The sequence below is a fragment of the Chitinophaga hostae genome (assembly GCF_018224885.1).
GTDB classification, from domain to species: Bacteria; Bacteroidota; Bacteroidia; order Chitinophagales; family Chitinophagaceae; genus Chitinophaga; species Chitinophaga hostae.
Window position 1 is genome coordinate 12,070 of the sequence record NZ_JAGTXB010000021.1, and the last position, 16,285, is coordinate 28,354.

General features: G+C 45.8%; 13 protein-coding genes. 4 read left to right on the forward strand and 9 right to left on the reverse strand.

Going from position 1 to position 16,285, the window contains the following annotated elements:
• Positions 1-54: 54 nt before the first annotated feature.
• Both KE626_RS28260 and KE626_RS28265 read left to right on the forward strand, forming a co-directional pair.
• Positions 55-1,020, forward strand: a complete 966-nt coding sequence (locus KE626_RS28260) for a helix-turn-helix transcriptional regulator (RefSeq protein ID WP_211976409.1) — start codon at positions 55-57, stop codon at positions 1,018-1,020.
• Positions 1,021-1,092: 72 nt separating this feature from the next.
• On the forward strand, positions 1,093-1,995 hold the full coding sequence (locus tag KE626_RS28265; protein ID WP_211976410.1) for an alpha/beta hydrolase: 903 nt from the start codon (positions 1,093-1,095) through the stop codon (positions 1,993-1,995).
• Between the two features lie 18 nt (positions 1,996-2,013).
• Here the strand turns inward: KE626_RS28265 and KE626_RS28270 are convergent, their stop codons facing one another.
• Positions 2,014-2,283: a hypothetical protein gene (locus tag KE626_RS28270; RefSeq protein WP_211976411.1), complete on the reverse strand. Its 270-nt coding sequence runs from the start codon at positions 2,281-2,283 to the stop codon at positions 2,014-2,016.
• Between the two features lie 144 nt (positions 2,284-2,427).
• Between KE626_RS28270 and KE626_RS28275 the strand changes: the two genes are divergently transcribed.
• Positions 2,428-3,384, forward strand: a complete 957-nt coding sequence (locus KE626_RS28275; RefSeq protein ID WP_211976412.1) for a D-2-hydroxyacid dehydrogenase family protein — start codon at positions 2,428-2,430, stop codon at positions 3,382-3,384.
• A 97-nt stretch (positions 3,385-3,481) separates the two neighbouring features.
• On the opposite strand, the gene KE626_RS28280 is transcribed toward KE626_RS28275, so the two are convergent.
• From KE626_RS28280 to KE626_RS28310, 7 genes are all read right to left on the reverse strand, one after another.
• Positions 3,482-4,219: a protein phosphatase 2C domain-containing protein gene (locus KE626_RS28280; RefSeq protein WP_211976413.1), complete on the reverse strand. Its 738-nt coding sequence runs from the start codon at positions 4,217-4,219 to the stop codon at positions 3,482-3,484.
• 229 nt (positions 4,220-4,448) lie between these two features.
• A complete protein-coding gene (locus KE626_RS28285) occupies positions 4,449-5,759 on the reverse strand; it encodes a RagB/SusD family nutrient uptake outer membrane protein (RefSeq protein ID WP_211976415.1) in 1,311 nt (436 codons plus the stop codon).
• 19 nt (positions 5,760-5,778) lie between these two features.
• Positions 5,779-8,925: a SusC/RagA family TonB-linked outer membrane protein gene (locus KE626_RS28290; RefSeq protein WP_211976417.1), complete on the reverse strand. Its 3,147-nt coding sequence runs from the start codon at positions 8,923-8,925 to the stop codon at positions 5,779-5,781.
• 205 nt (positions 8,926-9,130) lie between these two features.
• On the reverse strand, positions 9,131-11,617 hold the full coding sequence (locus KE626_RS28295) for a bifunctional glycoside hydrolase family 9 protein/polysaccharide deacetylase (protein ID WP_211976418.1): 2,487 nt from the start codon (positions 11,615-11,617) through the stop codon (positions 9,131-9,133).
• Between the two features lie 68 nt (positions 11,618-11,685).
• Positions 11,686-12,114 carry a DoxX family protein gene (locus KE626_RS28300; RefSeq protein WP_211976419.1) on the reverse strand — a complete coding sequence of 143 codons (429 nt, stop codon included), beginning with the start codon at positions 12,112-12,114 and terminating at the stop codon, positions 11,686-11,688.
• Positions 12,115-12,183: 69 nt separating this feature from the next.
• Positions 12,184-14,568 carry an ABC transporter permease gene (locus KE626_RS28305; protein WP_211976420.1) on the reverse strand — a complete coding sequence of 795 codons (2,385 nt, stop codon included), beginning with the start codon at positions 14,566-14,568 and terminating at the stop codon, positions 12,184-12,186.
• Positions 14,569-14,717: 149 nt separating this feature from the next.
• Complete coding sequence (locus KE626_RS28310) at positions 14,718-15,086, reverse strand: VOC family protein (protein WP_211976422.1); 369 nt, start codon at positions 15,084-15,086, stop codon at positions 14,718-14,720.
• Positions 15,087-15,144: 58 nt separating this feature from the next.
• Between KE626_RS28310 and KE626_RS28315 the strand changes: the two genes are divergently transcribed.
• Positions 15,145-15,531 (forward strand): SRPBCC domain-containing protein, encoded by a 387-nt coding sequence (locus KE626_RS28315; RefSeq protein WP_211976424.1) that lies wholly within the window; start codon positions 15,145-15,147, stop codon positions 15,529-15,531.
• Positions 15,532-15,642: 111 nt separating this feature from the next.
• On the opposite strand, the gene KE626_RS28320 is transcribed toward KE626_RS28315, so the two are convergent.
• The gene (locus tag KE626_RS28320; RefSeq protein ID WP_211976426.1) at positions 15,643-16,281 is read right to left on the reverse strand and encodes an SMI1/KNR4 family protein; all 639 of its coding nucleotides are present in this window, start codon (positions 16,279-16,281) and stop codon (positions 15,643-15,645) included.
• Positions 16,282-16,285 lie beyond the last annotated feature (4 nt).

Sequence of the window (16,285 nt, forward strand, 5' to 3'; positions counted from 1 at the left end):
CTAAATTTATATGCTATCATAAAGATAAGTCATTGTTAAAACGGCCAACTTTCCATGATATTTTATCCCAATCATTTACTACCTTCCCTTTCCAATATACATGATATGTATTTCACCACTCTTCCAGACCATGCTAAACCCGGATTTGATGAAGCATTACATTTCAGTCATTTCAAAAAGCATAATATTATTTTTAATGCGACCAGCAGTTTTAGTCATTGCAACAACCACGTTGGTTGCCTTTCATTCAAAACGGTATTGAGTGGTGAAGAATGGTATGGTATCGATAACCACCGGCTGGCGATCAGACCGGGGAAGTTTCTTATTTTAAACGATGATCAGCGCTATTCGTGCAGTATTGACCACGGAGAAAAAGTAAGAAACCTCTCCTTCTTTTTTAAAAAAGAATTCGCTGCCGATGTGTTCAGAGATACGCTTTTTAACAGTACAGCCCTGCTGGATAATCCTTTTAACGGCGGCGAAAAAGCACCCGAATTTTTCCAGACGCTTTATACTATAACACCCGCATTACAACAGCAGATAACAACCCTTATCCACATGCTGGATATCCGCGGATACGATCCTGTGATGATGGACGGACAACTGGTTTTCCTGTTACGCTATTTAATCCACACACAACAATCAACCACCCGGCTAACCGACCATGTAAACGCCGTTAAAGCAAGTACGAGGAAAGAAATATACAAACGACTCTGTATTGTTAAAGACATTCTGCAGTCTTCTTACATGGAGAGCCCGGATTTAGATATGTTGAGCCGTCTTTCCTGCCTATCTGTTCCCCAACTGGTCAGACAATTCAAATCAGTTTTTCATGCCACGCCTCATCAATATCTCATGCAGGTCAAACTGGAGCATGCTGCGTCAATACTGAAGCAAACGAACAAGCCCATCCACGAAATAACCTGGCGATGCGGATTTGAAAACGTAAGCGCATTTTGCCGCGCTTTCAAATCGGCCTATGGTATGCAGCCGCTTAACTTCAGAAAAAGCGTCCAATAAATTTGAGCATTTCTGCACATATTCCTTCCTCCTGAAGACATAATTTTGGCCTGCCATCATTAATTCACACATATGAAAGGAGTATTATTAGCGGCTATTTTGGCCTGCTGTGTTCATTTCTGCTACGGCCAGCAACAACCTATACCGCTATACGAAGGAGAGGTCCCCAATTCAAAAAAAGCACCCGCTAATTATATAGAAAACACAGATAGCGATGGCGTCATCAGCAAGGTAACCCATCCCACCATCACCGCATATTTACCGCCAAAGGGAATGGCTACCGGAACAGCAGTCATCATCTTTCCCGGCGGCGGTTATAAAGTGGTAGCTTCAGGCACTGAAATCGCCGATATAGCCAAAGCGTTCAATAAGATCGGTGTAGCTGCTTTTGAACTAAAATATCGCTTGCCCAGCGACGATATCATGGCAGATAAAACTATAGGGCCATTGCAGGACGCACAAAAAGCGCTGGCAATCGTCCGCAAAAGAGCCGCAGCATGGGGCATTAATCCTGCCAAAGTTGGATTCATGGGTATCTCAGCAGGCGGACATATCGCATCTACAGCCGGCACTCATTACCAGGCGCCGGTAATCGATAACAAAGAAAAGATCAATCTGCGCCCTGACTTCATGATACTGCTATACCCCGTTATTGTTTTTGACTCACTCATTCCAAGTGGAACGAGAGAAAGGTTGATTGGCCGGTCACCTTCTGCAGCCACACTGGATTTCTTTAGCAATGAAAAACATGTTACTGCCAATACCCCTCCTACGTTTCTCATACATGCGGCAGATGACACCGTAGTACCTGTAAAAAACAGCCTGTTATTTTTCAATGCACTGGCAAACGCAAAAGTAAAAGCGGGCATGCATATTTTCCAGGCAGGTGGTCATGGATTTGATTTAAACAATCCAACCAGCAAAGATAAATGGTTCGACCAATGCAGGAACTGGCTGGAGGAAAATGGTTTTTGAAGATGCCGACAGCTGTGGCTATACTTCCCTGATCTCCTCCTTATAAGCTAACCATTCTTTCATCACGGCCATCTGCAACAGTTGAGTGAACTGTTTGCAACACGATTGATTTACCTCACAGAACAAAGTGAGTTCATCTTCCAGGTGATCCACTCCCATTGTAACCTGCTGGCTCGCTTTGGAATGTTTTTCACATATCACATCCGACAATTCTTCTTTCAGCCGCTTTGCAAATGCTTCTGCCTGAGAAGTAAAGGGACCACCAGGTCTTACAATAAATGTTACCATATGAAAGATATTTATTTAACCCAAGGATACTACGCCCCGATCAGCTGCAAGTTACTTATTAAGTGTTTTCCTATGCGTTTTCAACAAAATCAATTATAAGAAGTAATTTACAAAGCACGAGAGCACCATGTAAATTTTTTCAAGATGAAAATAGCGATACTGGACGACTATCAACATGCCATCAGGCGTCTTGACTGCTTCAAATTACTGGAAGGACAAGATGTTCAGATACTTCATACAACAGAAAAGGATCCGGCATTGCTGGCAGAAAAAATAAAAGATGCCGACATCCTTGTGCTGACAAGAGAAAGAACCAAAATAAACGAGGCCCTTTTATCGCAATTACCCCAGCTGAAAATTATCAGTCAAACCGGTAAAATTTCAGCGCACCTCGACCTGGCCGCCTGTACCAAACATCATGTGGCTGTTGCAGAAGGCATAGGTTCCCCGGTAGCACCGGCAGAACTCACCTGGGCACTCCTCATAAATGCCCTCCGTCAAATTCCTGCTGCTATTGAAGGCATGAAAAAAGGACAATGGCAGATCAACATCGGCAATACTGTTCATGGAAAAACAATCGGTATCTGGGGTTATGGAAAGATAGGTACTATGATAGCTGGTTATGCCAAAGCATTTGGCGCCAAAGTACTCGTTTGGGGAAGTGAAGCTTCTATGGACAGGGCAGTAAAAGATGGCTTCCGGAAAGCTGCCACCAGAAAAGATTTTTTCCGCGATGCCGACGTCATTTCCCTCCATCTTCGTTTAAACGCAGCGACCACCGGCATTGTAAAAGAAGCCGATTTAAATTTAATGAAACCCACGGCAGTATTGATTAACACCTCCCGCGCGGAGTTGATTGAAACTGGCGCACTATTAAGATCCCTGAAAAATGGCCGCCCCGGATTTGCCGGCATCGACGTATATGAAGATGAACCTGTTTACGACACTGCATTTGAGCTGATGAATATGCCCAATGTTGTTTGCACACCACATTTAGGATATGTGGAGAAAGAAAGCTATGAATTGTATTTCGGTAAAGCCTTTGAAAACGTAATGAACTATGTAAATGGTACTCCCACAAATATTGTGAATCCTTTCTAGGCATTATTCCTGGGGACGGATACATCCAATTGGCAAACAATACAGCACCGCCGCCTTCTTTCCTTGATGCATGGCGGGTTTCCAGGCGGGCGTAGCATTATTTCACGAGTCTTATCACCGCCAAATCATCAGTATGATTTAACCCATATTTATGTTCAATTGTCTTCAACTTCATATTCAGCATCTCTTCATTTCCAATACCTGTACTATCATGTAACAAAAAATGTACAGGATCTATTGTTTCAGAGTTTTCAGGAGCAGCCACCCTGGTAAAGGATTCAATACCATCCGTTGCGATACTGATATCGTTCAGGCTGTCAATTGAAATCTTTTGTTGCTGTAACAGGTACCAGGTATCAAAATCCTCTGTTAAATGAAATCCGAGGTAATCTGGTTTGTTATCCTGGTCGAATGAAATGATAGTGCCATTAATACTAACAACGCCATCACCTACTATTAATACCAATCCTTTATCTTCTTTCATATCCGTCAGCAATATGATCAATGTAGTCAACAATTCTTCGCGCTCCAGTTGAAGTTGGTTTTTAACGGCTCTTATCTCTTTAAATAATTCATGAAGGATCGACTTAAGAAGATCGTCCAACGATAATCCAGCACTATCCCGGGCATAAAATTCTTTATAACTGATCGCTTTGCAAATCTTTCTGAGCAACTTACCAACAATGGTGGCAATAAGATAACTGTCTTTCCCCATCGTGCAGCCATCCATTACGGCGCAAATAATTTTGTTGTTGAAAGAGGTATCGAAAAAAAGGTAATCCTCACAATGGTTGATGTGATAGGCACCCATTTGTAATGTGGTATATATCTTCATAAGTTACTATCAAGACTACGACTTTATTTTCTATCACCATTGGACAGAATGCACAAAATCAGGGTAATTTCTCCATCACTTGTCACAGAATTAGGGTAAAATAAGCCGGTTCTTGTCACAAAATTAGGGTAAAATAATCACGAATAAATATAACAAGCTAATAATCACTACAATACACATAAAAATGGTTGCCACGTTTCCGCGACAACCACTCTCTTCAAAAAGCTCATTAAAATGCCGGATCCGCAGGCGTATTCGGATTATCATTTCTCTCCACGAAAGGATATGGGAAATAGTTCCTTTTACGTTCCGCAACCGGGCGCTCAAACCGGCGGCTGTCCTCCAGTTCCTGTGCCCCCATAAACAGCTCTATCCTGCGATGCTGATAAATCAGCTTCAACAGCTCTGTTTCGGTGGCAGCCACTACCGGCGGCAGCGCAGCACCAATTCCGAAAGCATCATCCGATGGTTTCTTTGTCACTACTTTGTTCAGTTCAATCAAACCATTCGGTACATTATGCTGACGGGCATAGCATTCGGCTTTGATCAGCATTATTTCCCCGGGTAAATAAATGGGTACGGAAGATACATTGCTTCTGAAAAAACCATTGATATTGAAACGCGGTTTATTGGAAGGCGGTCTCACAATATAAAAAGGTACCCGCTGATCCACCAGGCTTGGCTGCAAGCCCACCGGGAGACCCATAGAAGAGTCCACCACATTATAAATGTTATTGGTAGCTGTTACCAATGTAAAGATAGGGTTAGTCACCTGCGGATTAAAAGAAAGGGTGGATCTTACCTTCAGGTCTACCTTATTGGCCGCCGCCAGCGCGGTGGCATAATCTCCTGCATACAGGGCATACCTTGCTTTCAGCGCATACAATGTATTGATGATGTTTACACTGTCCGGCGCATATACATCGAAGCTGGCAGATATAGGCGTTGCGGTTACGGCAGTGATGGCGTTATCTAGCGTAGCCACTGCGAGCGTATATCCCTGCTTGCCGGGAATAAATTTCACATCTGTATTAATATTATCCGGCCTGCCACTTCCATCCGGTACCTGCTCCCAGAAATTTGCCTGTATACCTACGGCCAGCGCTTTGAAGATAGCGGCATAACAGATAATACCACTTGCAAAATCTTTCTCAGTAACAATTACATTGGTAGTGCGCAAAATGCTATCTGCTTCATAACGGATCTTGTTGGTAACATTCCAGATACCGGTAACGATCGAATTGGTATTCAAGATGCTGTTACCACCGGTACCTATCTGTGCTTCATCCGTATTACCCGGGTTGGTAACAAATGTTTCACCGGTGAGTAAACTGCCGGCTGCTACGGTAGTGTATAGCAATCCCACCCTATCCTTTACGTACCAGGCTTGCAGGCCTACGGCATCGTTGGCAAGCGTAATGGGGGTGCTGTATGCCTCTTTCGACGATGGTCCTGACGGATCCCGGTAATCCTTTTTACAGGCGGCGAGTGCCAGGAAAAATGCAGCGTATAACAGGCTGTATTGAATATATCGTTTCATAATGTCTTTTTTAATGGGTTTAGAATTTTGCACGCAATGACAGGTTATAACTTCTCGGAATAGGTACGGCGCCAAAGTCAATCCCTCTCAATACGGTACTTTGTCCTGCAGCATTTAACTCCGGATCATATCCTTTATAGTTATCCCATGAAATAAGATTTCTGCCGCCCAGGCTAACGGATAAATCGCTGAACCCCTTCAGTTTCCCGAAGTCATAGCTGAGCGATACTTCCCGCAGTTTTACAAAAGATCCATCATCAATTCTCCACTCCTGTATGTTGTAGTTACCTGCAATAAACCCACGTGGTAATATTCCCTTGTCTTCCATTTCTGCTATTTTCCCGTTATCCACACCCTGACGGGTACGAAAGTCGGCATTAAATACGTCTACTCCCTGTACCGCATCCAGCTGTATATGTAACCCCAGCTTTTTATACTGAAGATCGGTGGTGAAGGTGGCGGTATACTTCGGGTTGGGGTCACCGATTTTTTTATTGAGCGCCGCTATTTTGGCAGGCGGCAAACCAGTGGCCGGATCGCGTGCAACCGTATACGTTAGCGGAGAGGTTTGCGTACCACCTTCTGTTACCGGGATACCAGCCGGATTTTTCAACATGTTGCCATTCTCATCACGGGCAAAGAAAGTACCATAGAAGAAGCCGATCGGCTCTCCATTGGCAATGCCTATGGGCGCGCCCCCAACGGTATTATACAAGATCAGCGACTGGCCAATGTCTACCGCCTGGTTCTTGTTCCGGTTATAGATTGCCGTGAGACTCCAGGTAAAATCTTTTGTTTTTACCGGCGTGGCACTCAACATCACTTCCACACCTTTATTTTGTAAGGTACCAATGTTATTAAGGTAGAAAGAATAACCATTGGTGGGTGCAATAGCACGGCTGATCAACAGGTCTTCCACGCGTTTGTGATAATAGTTAACGGACAGGGATATACGACTATCCAGGAATGCCATATCCGTTCCTATTTCCAGTTCTTTTTGCTTTTCAGGTTTTACGTCCGGGTTGGTGTAGGTGGAGGGCGACTGGAACGCAGAAGCGCCTATGAATGCAGAAGCGATATAGGTATTATAGCGACCATAGGCCGGTATGCCCGTAAGGTTGCCGGATTCTCCATAGGCAGCGCGTATTTTCAGCAGATCCCACCACCTGGCTATGGACGAATTGGTCCAGTAGTCGGCCCCCGACAATACATAGCTACCGCTTACTTTGGCATACAGCTGGTTTCTTTCATCCACTCCAAATACAGAAGAACCATCCATACGAAGCGCACCGGTCAGAAACAGCTGATTGCGGTATTTGAAATTCTGTTGGATATACTCTCCGGAAATAGATACTTCTGTTCGCTGATCTGCACCGGGAATAATAGTGGTAGCCCTGTCGGATGTTTGCACAAAAGGCGGCAAACCTCTTCCCTGTTCCAGGGTATAATGCATGCGCTGGTATTGCACAGAGTAACCCACCTGTGTAACGGAACTCAGCTTATCATTGATATCCCAGTTGTAGGTGGCATTCAGATCATGGTTGATCATGAAAGAATTATTATTACCTGCGCTTGCGTAACCATTCTGGGCGGGGTCCAGTGAAGGCCCGCCGCCGTAAAAGCCGGGGCTTACAAAATAGGCGAAGGCAGGCATAAACGTAGTACCTTCCTGGTTATAATTATCTATTCCCAGGCGATAGTCTATGGTTAAATTTTTAATTGGGCGCAGCTTAATACCCGTACCGGCAATGATCCTTCCCACATGTTGCTGTTGCTGAAAATCTTCTATCACAGATGCCGGGTTTACACGCCCGCGTTCTCCAACTTTCAATAATTGACCAAGACTGTTACGTCGCTGTATATCGTAGTAGTTACCGATAATGGTCACCGAGTTCATGGGAGAATAAAAAGTATTACCATCCGGCTTTTCATTTGATTTGCTGTAAACATAGTTCAGGCTGGCATTAAAGCTGATCCAGCTGGTCAGCTCCTGGTCGAGGTTAATGCGGAAACTATAACGGCTGAAGTCAGTATTTTTTATAATGCCCTGGTTATAAAAATAACTGGCGGAGGCATAATATTTTGTTTTGTCTTTTCCTCCTGCAACTGAAATGTTATTATCTGTACCTACGCCTGTACGAAAAATATAATCCTGGTAATCGTAGCGTTTCACTGGTGTGGTGCTTACTACCGCAGGTGTCAGGATATTTTGGGTGGAGTCATCGGGCGATCCGCCAAACTTAACGGGAGCCTGGTTTACATCCAGTTTTTTCCGGAGCTGGTTTATTGAAAGCGAAGTGGAAAAATTAACCACCGGCGCACCCGTACTGCCTCTTTTTGTAAAGATCTGTACCACTCCGGCGTTGGCGCGGGAGCCATAAATGGCCGCCGCGGCGGCGCCATTCAGCACTTCTATTCTTTCTATATCTGCCGGGTTTATATCCGACATACGGTTTTGTCCTATAGCGCCCACAAAATTGTTTCCGGAAGAGTTGTCGGCGGTAGCGCCATTACCATAGCTCGGATCGGCATTGGTTACCCTGGTGGTAGAGTTGTCAATGATTACACCATCTATAATATACAATGGCTCTGTAGATCCTGATATAGTACTGATACCACGCAGTTTTACAGAGATACCACCTGAGGGATCACCGGAATTCTGCGTGATCTGCGCACCGGCAGTTTTTCCCTGCAATGCGGCCAATACATTACCGGTACCTCCCTTATTCAGCTCATCTGCTTTTACGGTACTGATGTAGTTACCCAGCTGCCGGCGGGTGGTACCTTCCGATGTACCGGTTACTACTATTTCATCCAGTTTGGATACTGAAGTAACCAACTGCATGTTCTGGGTGTAGGTGCCGGCGGCATCACCTACTACCAGTATATTTTCTTTAGGTGTATACCCTATCCCGGAAAATCCCAATGTGTAATTACCGGGTTGCAAACTGGCACTGATCGTATACCGGCCATCCGGATCCGTTTTGGTGCCCACTTTGGTATTTTTCACGATCACGGTAATACCGGGAAGCGGAGCATTTTGTTCATCTGTTACCCGGCCGGAAATTTTCACCTGCCCCAATGTGGCAGCGGCCAACAGATTCATAAACAGCAATAGCACAAAGGACCGGCCTTTGGCCATTTTCGTAAATAGAAACATGCGCATAAAAAAGGTTTTTTACTGAAATTTATATTGGTTGAACACAGACATTGAGTAATGCTTACAGCATTTCATGCTATTGAATTTTGGCCGATTGAGTTGTCGTACGGATTTACCGCAATAAAAAATATTTTTAATAGGAAACAGGCTATCAAATTTTAATATCGTGTATAACCTTACCGGCTATACGGCTTTATAAAAAAGCTAATTTTCACTGTAATAATTGTTTTAGTGTACTGAAATGATATCCCTTTTCTTTCAGGAGAACAACCAGTGCAGGAAGTTTGTTGTAAAATTTATCCGGGCGCCGCGGGTCCGCACCTATGTGTATCAGCAGCAGGAAGCCATTTAACCCGCCAGGATGGCTGCTTTCATATTGAATAATGCTATGATAAATTTCTTCAGAGGACCGGTATTGTTTTCCCATCTCAGGATAAGTATAATCTGCATTGGAACGGGTGCCGGGTGTAAAATTGATCACCTGTATCCCCATCGTCGACGCCCATGCAGCGATACTATCATTGTACCATTCATAGGCTGGTAAAAACCAGGGGGCATAGTTTCGTGAAACGCCGGCGCTCTCTATACTTTTGTAGTTGGCTTCCAGGTCCTCCAGGAACTGTGTTTTGGTGACCAGCAAACTGTCCCTGTTTTTCCAGTCGCAATACAACAAATGCTGATCGCCATGTGGTCCCAGGTAATGTCCGTCGGCCTTTAACTGCCTGATCAGCTTTTGTGTGGCGGGGTTCCGGTAAAACCTGCCGGTAAAGAAAAAGGATGCAGGTATTTGTTGTTGCCGCAGCGTGGCTCGTATTACAGGTCCGCCGTCGGCGAATTCATCTCCCGTAAAAACAAGTGCCAGCTCTTTACGTGCACTGTCACCCCGGATAATACCACCATGATCGTACTGCCGCTTTCCGGCTCCTTCCTGTGCTTTGGCTGCCAACAGGTATACCAGGGAGGCGGTACCATCCATGGTTGGTTCATTAGTGCTGTAATCGCCTGCATCATCATGATATACTGCCAGGTCGCTTTGAAACGCAGCATATTCATCCGGATTTGACAAACGGATGCCGATAAGATTTTTGTAGATGTTTGTGTAAACAGGCCCATCCACCAACCCACCGTCTATCGGGTAATGGCCAATGGCAGCAAAGGCGGAATGTGGATCTTCCGGTGTATCGCCGTTGACAGGCAAGCCATACACCATACTGGTTCCCCAGGGGTTGCAGCCAAATAACCAGTCTGTATTGGCCTGTTCCAGCGCGGCAAAAGCATTGTTGCCGCTTAATTGCCGGTACCAGTAACACTGTATGGCAAAAGCAGCGGTAAGATTATTACTGCACCAGATAAACGGCACGCCCCGGTAAAAAGCATTATGCTGCGCTTTATGCCATACTTTTTCGATACCTGTTTTATAATAGTTGATCAGCTGTTGCTTTTCTGCTCCGGCACTTTGCTGTGCCAATGCATAATGTCCGAGGTTGATGAAGGGATACCATTGGTAGTGATTGGCGGTGTCGGCGCCCAGCCAGGGCGTTACCGGCTCCTGCTGCGCATAGTTCCATGCTTCCTGTTGATATTTCGTTTCACCTGTGGCCTGGTATAAAACGGCGGCTGCCAGTTCCATATCATCGGTCCAGTTATCTTCTGCATAAATATAAGGCGATAGTGTGGAGGCAGTCTGACAAACACCGGGCTGCCGCAGGCCCATTTTATAGGCCGACAATGCCCTTTGTTTTAGCAACCGGGCGTAGCCCGTATCTGTTGTTTTCAATAAGGTGTATCCGAGCGCAAATGCGCTGGAAAATTTCCCCGCCGTAGAGGCGACACCGGTAGTCCTGTTCTTATACTTACCCAGCCCCTGCGGTTGCCCGGTACAGAAGTATACCGGCCGTTCAAATCCTTTACCATAAAAACTATCTTCCCCGGGTAAACGCATACCATGATGATCGCGGTCATCGGCCACCTGGTTAAACATTTCCTGCGGCGCCGGATGCATTTTCAGCAACCAGTCGAGCCCCCACCTGGCTTCATCCAGTACATCCTTTACCTGGTTGGCGCCGGGCAAACCATTTGCTGCATAATGATCTTCAAACACACCGGGAAAATCACGATAGGCTGCCAGCAGATGAAACGCTGCGTTGGCGGAGGTAGTAACGTATTGCAGGTAGTCGCTGGCATCATGCCAGCCTCCCACCACATCAATATGCGTACTATCGGGCATAGGCCCGTACATGGTATAACCGTCGTGCGTATGACAGGAGTCTTTCAGAAAAGGATTGAATCCGCTTCGTTGTTGCCGCATATAACGCAGCAGAAAGCCGGGCGTGCCGGCGTAAACGTTACCGGCTATACGAAAAACAGGGGAAACAGCCGCACCGGCTTTCAGGTAATAGCTGCCAGTATCTTTGAACGCAGTAAAATCGAGCCGGCAGGTTTGCGTAAAAGGTCCATAGGGGCCAAATGCCTTACCGGTGCTGCCGGTATACATTACCTTATCAGAGGTGGCGGATATCAGTTGAAAATGCGATGGCATTTCCTCACTCTTGCTGCCCCATACCGCTACTTTAATACCATTGGGAAGATAACCAAGCTGGTTGATGCGCACCCATGCCGGGGGCAACTGCGCATGGCTGAAAGAGGCCAGCAGCAATAAAGAAAACAGGTTACATACAAAACAGGCGTTTTTCATCATTATGCCAGATCTGGTTGAAATCGGAGATAATGAAAGTACCGCTTTTAACGCATGTCTTATAAAATAATCTACTTAATCGTTTTCGCTTGCGCTGCGTCCATACTCCAGCGATAATAAGGCATAGTAGCCAGCAGTAGTGCTGAGGTACAATCTACCCACACCGAATAGGTCAATGCCGACAATGGCCCGAAAGAATACGTCATGCTCAACGCAAATATCAGCGTAAGTAATGCCGCACTCAAGGCAACGAAGCGCGTTTTATAACCAATCAGCAGCAGCAAGGCAAAAATAATTTCCAATGCTGTAGCGGTTACGGCAAGGAAGGGGATCATCGCCGCAGGAGCGAAAGAATTTACTTTCCCGGTATAGACTAAAAAGTCCTGCCAGTTACCATGTTCCGGGCCCCAAAAGCCGAGGCGTATCGCTACCGCCGACAAAAAATTAACGGCAGTGGCTATCCGTAGAAGCAGCACTGCCAGATCCTGGTACTTTTTCATTTTACAAAAGTACCGGGATCTGGCGATGGCTGGTAGTCCAGTTTGATGTTACAAGGTAGTCCAGGCAGGTTATTCTGCCTTTAAACTTTTTACAGGATTAGCCATCGCTGCTTTTGCAGCCTGGTAGCTCACCGTAAGCAACGCTATCAACAACGCCCCGATCCCTGTTACCACAAAAATTTCCCATACAATGGTGGTATGATAGTAAAACCGCAGCAACCATTTATCCAGGAAATACCAGGCTAACGGGATAGCCAGGAAACAGGAAATACTCACCAGGATGACAAAGTCTTTGGATAACATCTGCCATAACTGGAACACCGAAGCTCCCAGTATTTTCCGGATGCCTATTTCCTTGGTCCGCTGTTCGGCTAAAAAGGAAGCCAGTCCGAATAAGCCAAGGCAACTGATCAGGATGGCCAACGCAGCGAAGAAAGTAGACAACTGCCCGATGCGTTCTTCTTCGCTGAACTTCTTCGCATATTCCTGGTCAGCAAATTTATATTCGAACGGCGCACCCGGGTTATACTTTTGCATCACCTTTTCAATACTCACCAATGCTTTACTGGTGCTTATTTCCGGGTTAATGCGAATATTAATAAAGTTCCCCGGTTCTTTCAGCAGGTAATAAATAGCCGGGCGTACCGGATCATAGGGAGAAGTCATGATCATATTCTGCACCACTCCCAGCACATGATATTCCTTCCCGTCTTTCCGGATAATTTCTCCCACCGGATGTGCCAGACCCATATATTTCGCGGCCGCCTCATTCAGGATCAGCCCCATGGAATCGCTGGCAAAGGCGGTTGAAAAATCACGCCCCGCAATAAAGCGCCAGTCCACCACCTTGCCATAACCAAACTTCCCGCCTATAGTAGAGAACCCGTCCTGTTGCTCTGGTTTACGTCCCCTCCACTCGTAGCCTCCTTCACCACTCCATATATCGGTAATAGGGCCCTGCGACTGTGATAGCTCTGTAATAGCCCCGGCACTCAGCATTTCGGTGCGAATCACATCATAGTTCTGATAGATTTCCGGCGTGGTCATTTGTATAGAGAGCAGTCCGTTACGACTGTACCCTACCGGCAGATTTTTCGCAAACTGGATCTGCCGGTAAATTACAATAGTACCAATGATCAGCACAATAGATACTGTAAACTGCACTACGATCAATACTTTACGGGGAACTACCGCAAAACGGCCGGCACGGAAAGTACCTTTCAATACTTTCAATGGCTGGAAAGATGACAGGTAAAGTGCGGGATAGCTGCCTGCCAGCACGCCTGTAAACAAAGTAAAGCCAATGCAGCAAAGCCAGAACCATCCATTGGTCCAGAGGATAGCGATATGTTTATTCGCCACCCCGTTAAACCATGGCAAGGCGATTAATACCAGCAACAAAGACAATACAAAGGAAAATAACGCCACCAGCACCGACTCACTCAAAAACTGTGAAATAAGCTGCGTACGCATAGAACCCACAGCTTTGCGGATACCTACTTCTTTGGCGCGCTTCTCTGAACGAGCCGTGCTGAGATTCATAAAATTGATGCAGGCCAACAGTAATACAAATAATCCGATCAGTCCAAACAACCGTACATAGCGAATCTGGCCACCGGTATTTACCCCGTTTTCAAAAGAGGAATACAGGTGCCATTTGCGCATCGGGTGCAGGAAAAGTTCGTTTTTTATGCCTGGTGTAGGTGGGGTGTGCCGGGCTTTAACATCCCTGATCTTCTGGCTCACTTTATCAAAATCGGTATTATCTGCTATCTGCACAAAGATCCGCATGGCATTAAATGTCCAGGTATCTTTTGCATTCTTTACCCAATCCCATTTGGTCACCAGCAGCTCCCAGGGCAATATATACTTCATGTCTGCCAGGAGGGAGTTCTCGGGTAGGTCTTCGTATATACCGGTTACCTTTACAACCAGGCCATTGTTGTTATCCAGCTTTATCAGCTGATCCATCGGTTCTTTATCTCCAAACAATGCTTTGGCAAAGGAAGCTGACAGCATCACCGAGGCGGGTTCTTTTAATGCGGCCCTGGTTCCTTTCAGTATTTTCAGGTCAAACAGCTCAGGACCGCCTGGCTCGATAAATATACCCAGACTGGTAATTTTCTTATCGCCAAAGCTGACTGTATGTGTTCCCTCCGTTGCCAGCACCACTTCTTTGAAATCATTGGCGTAGGTGGTTCTTAATTCCGCCGCCAGCGGTATAGGCATTGAGCTGTAGGCGCCCGCCTCCGTATTGCTGGACTCGAGTTGCCACACGGCTGCTATATGATCATAATGCTTGTTGTATTTGTCGTACGATAATTCATTCCAGATCCACAACCCTATCAGCATAGTCACCGCCATCCCTACAGATAGCCCGAAGATGTTGATAAACGAAATTCCCCTGTTCTTAAACAGGTTCCTGATCGCAATTTTCAGGTAGTTTTTTAACATGGCGATGGTATTTAGAAATTGGATATTCTAAAGACACAAGAAAGTTGCCACAGTTGCATTTATCGACAGACAAGGGTTTCCCCGCAAGGCAGGTTGCCGGGTTGTTCGTAAGCGGACAGAAAATGGCCGGAAATGAACGCTAACCGCGCTTATGCGGGTTGCTGTACTATTACGCATACATCCTCGCTGTCGCGCAATCCAAACTCCAGTGCGCCCCAGGGCTGCAACCGTACTTCGGGCAAATTAGGATGCAAGAGTTCCGGGTGTGTGGATTTCACCAATGCATAGGCCGATTCTATATCGTCGGTTTCCAGACGTATCTGTGGCCGGTCTTTGATAGCCCATTCGTGGCTTTCCACGAGGTGGATCACCAGGGTATCCCGTTTGACGATACAAAAGGGCTGTTCTCCGCTATCGTCCCGGTAAGCAACAGCAAAACCAAGTGTGTCCACAAAAAGCTGTAAACCCACCTTCATATCTGAATAAAATATATTGGGGATCAGTTTGGTAAATTGCATACGCCCGATTTTTACAGAAAAGTAAATAATAATTCATCAATTCAGTAGCTTTGAAGTCATGAAAGATTATAAAAAACATTTTATACTGGCTGCAACACCGGAAGAAGTATATGCCGCCCTCACCAACCCTGCTACTATTCAGCTGTGGACAGGCGAAGTAGCGGAAATGTCGACCGAACCAGGGTCTGAATTTGCTTTGTGGGAAGAAAGTATTGTAGGCAGAAACCTCGAATTTGAGCAGGATAAGAAGATTGTGCAGCAATGGTATTTCGGGGAAGACGAGGAAGAAAATCCTTCTATCGTTACCATCAAACTGCATGTTTCTCCCAAAGGCACAGATGTGGAGTTAAAGCATACCAATATTCCGGATGAAGCCTACGAAGATATTGTGGCTGGCTGGAATGAGCAGTACTTTGGATCACTGATAGATTTTTACCAGGAATAAAGCTGAACGCAAAAAGCATAAAGCTATTGAGGCGAATGATCAAAGCGGAAAACAATATTCGCTTTGATCATTCGCCTCAATAGCTTTATGCTTTTTGCGTTCAGCTTTATGCTACTCCCGCGTCTGGTAAGGAAAACTGCTGTCCAGCCACTCAAAATTCATTTCTTTCTCTACTATTTCGTGCAGGGCTACGTTGGTAAGCCGGCCGAAATCGTATACGGCTTCAATGATCTTCGCCTGGCGGGGTGTAAGATAAGCAGTATGGGTGCGCAGAAAATTGGCGCAATTCTCTTTCATATTCCCGTGTGCGATCAGCGACGGGTTTTTCGGATCGAGGTCTGTTACAGCTTCGAGCATTTGCAGGAAGATAAAGTCCTGCAGATTTTTAGCGAGGATACACGCTTCGTTGGCATCGTGAAACACCTGCACTACCGGCACATCATCGCCGTTCTGTAAATTGAAATAGAATGCAAACCAGTCACCGGCGCCGCTCATGGCGAAGGGTACAAATTTATGTACGGGATCGGCAAACAGCAAACCTTCGTCCATTTCTTCATCCACGGTAGTCAGCGCCATTATTTCCAGGTCGTTGGCATAGAGCAGTAAAGGCGGAGCTGTTTTGATGGCAGGATATACCTTATCCAGCCAGTCTTCCCCAAACTCTCCCCAGTCCAGCATACCATCTTTATATAATTGTTTATAGAGCGTTGGATAGGTAAATCCGTAATCTTTTTCAAGTTCCTCCAGCATAGTT

Coding starts and splice junctions, on each gene's coding strand:
- KE626_RS28320 (WP_211976426.1), bottom strand. CDS start 16,281: ATGCTGGAGGAACTTGAAAAAGATTACGGATTTACCTATCCAACGCTC.
- KE626_RS28290 (WP_211976417.1), bottom strand. CDS start 8,925: ATGCGCATGTTTCTATTTACGAAAATGGCCAAAGGCCGGTCCTTTGTG.
- KE626_RS28285 (WP_211976415.1), bottom strand. CDS start 5,759: ATGAAACGATATATTCAATACAGCCTGTTATACGCTGCATTTTTCCTG.
- KE626_RS28310 (WP_211976422.1), bottom strand. CDS start 15,086: ATGCAATTTACCAAACTGATCCCCAATATATTTTATTCAGATATGAAG.
- KE626_RS28280 (WP_211976413.1), bottom strand. CDS start 4,219: ATGAAGATATATACCACATTACAAATGGGTGCCTATCACATCAACCAT.
- KE626_RS28315 (WP_211976424.1), top strand. CDS start 15,145: ATGAAAGATTATAAAAAACATTTTATACTGGCTGCAACACCGGAAGAA.
- KE626_RS28295 (WP_211976418.1), bottom strand. CDS start 11,617: ATGATGAAAAACGCCTGTTTTGTATGTAACCTGTTTTCTTTATTGCTG.
- KE626_RS28260 (WP_211976409.1), top strand. CDS start 55: ATGATATTTTATCCCAATCATTTACTACCTTCCCTTTCCAATATACAT.
- KE626_RS28270 (WP_211976411.1), bottom strand. CDS start 2,283: ATGGTAACATTTATTGTAAGACCTGGTGGTCCCTTTACTTCTCAGGCA.
- KE626_RS28265 (WP_211976410.1), top strand. CDS start 1,093: ATGAAAGGAGTATTATTAGCGGCTATTTTGGCCTGCTGTGTTCATTTC.
- KE626_RS28300 (WP_211976419.1), bottom strand. CDS start 12,114: ATGAAAAAGTACCAGGATCTGGCAGTGCTGCTTCTACGGATAGCCACT.
- KE626_RS28305 (WP_211976420.1), bottom strand. CDS start 14,568: ATGTTAAAAAACTACCTGAAAATTGCGATCAGGAACCTGTTTAAGAAC.
- KE626_RS28275 (WP_211976412.1), top strand. CDS start 2,428: ATGAAAATAGCGATACTGGACGACTATCAACATGCCATCAGGCGTCTT.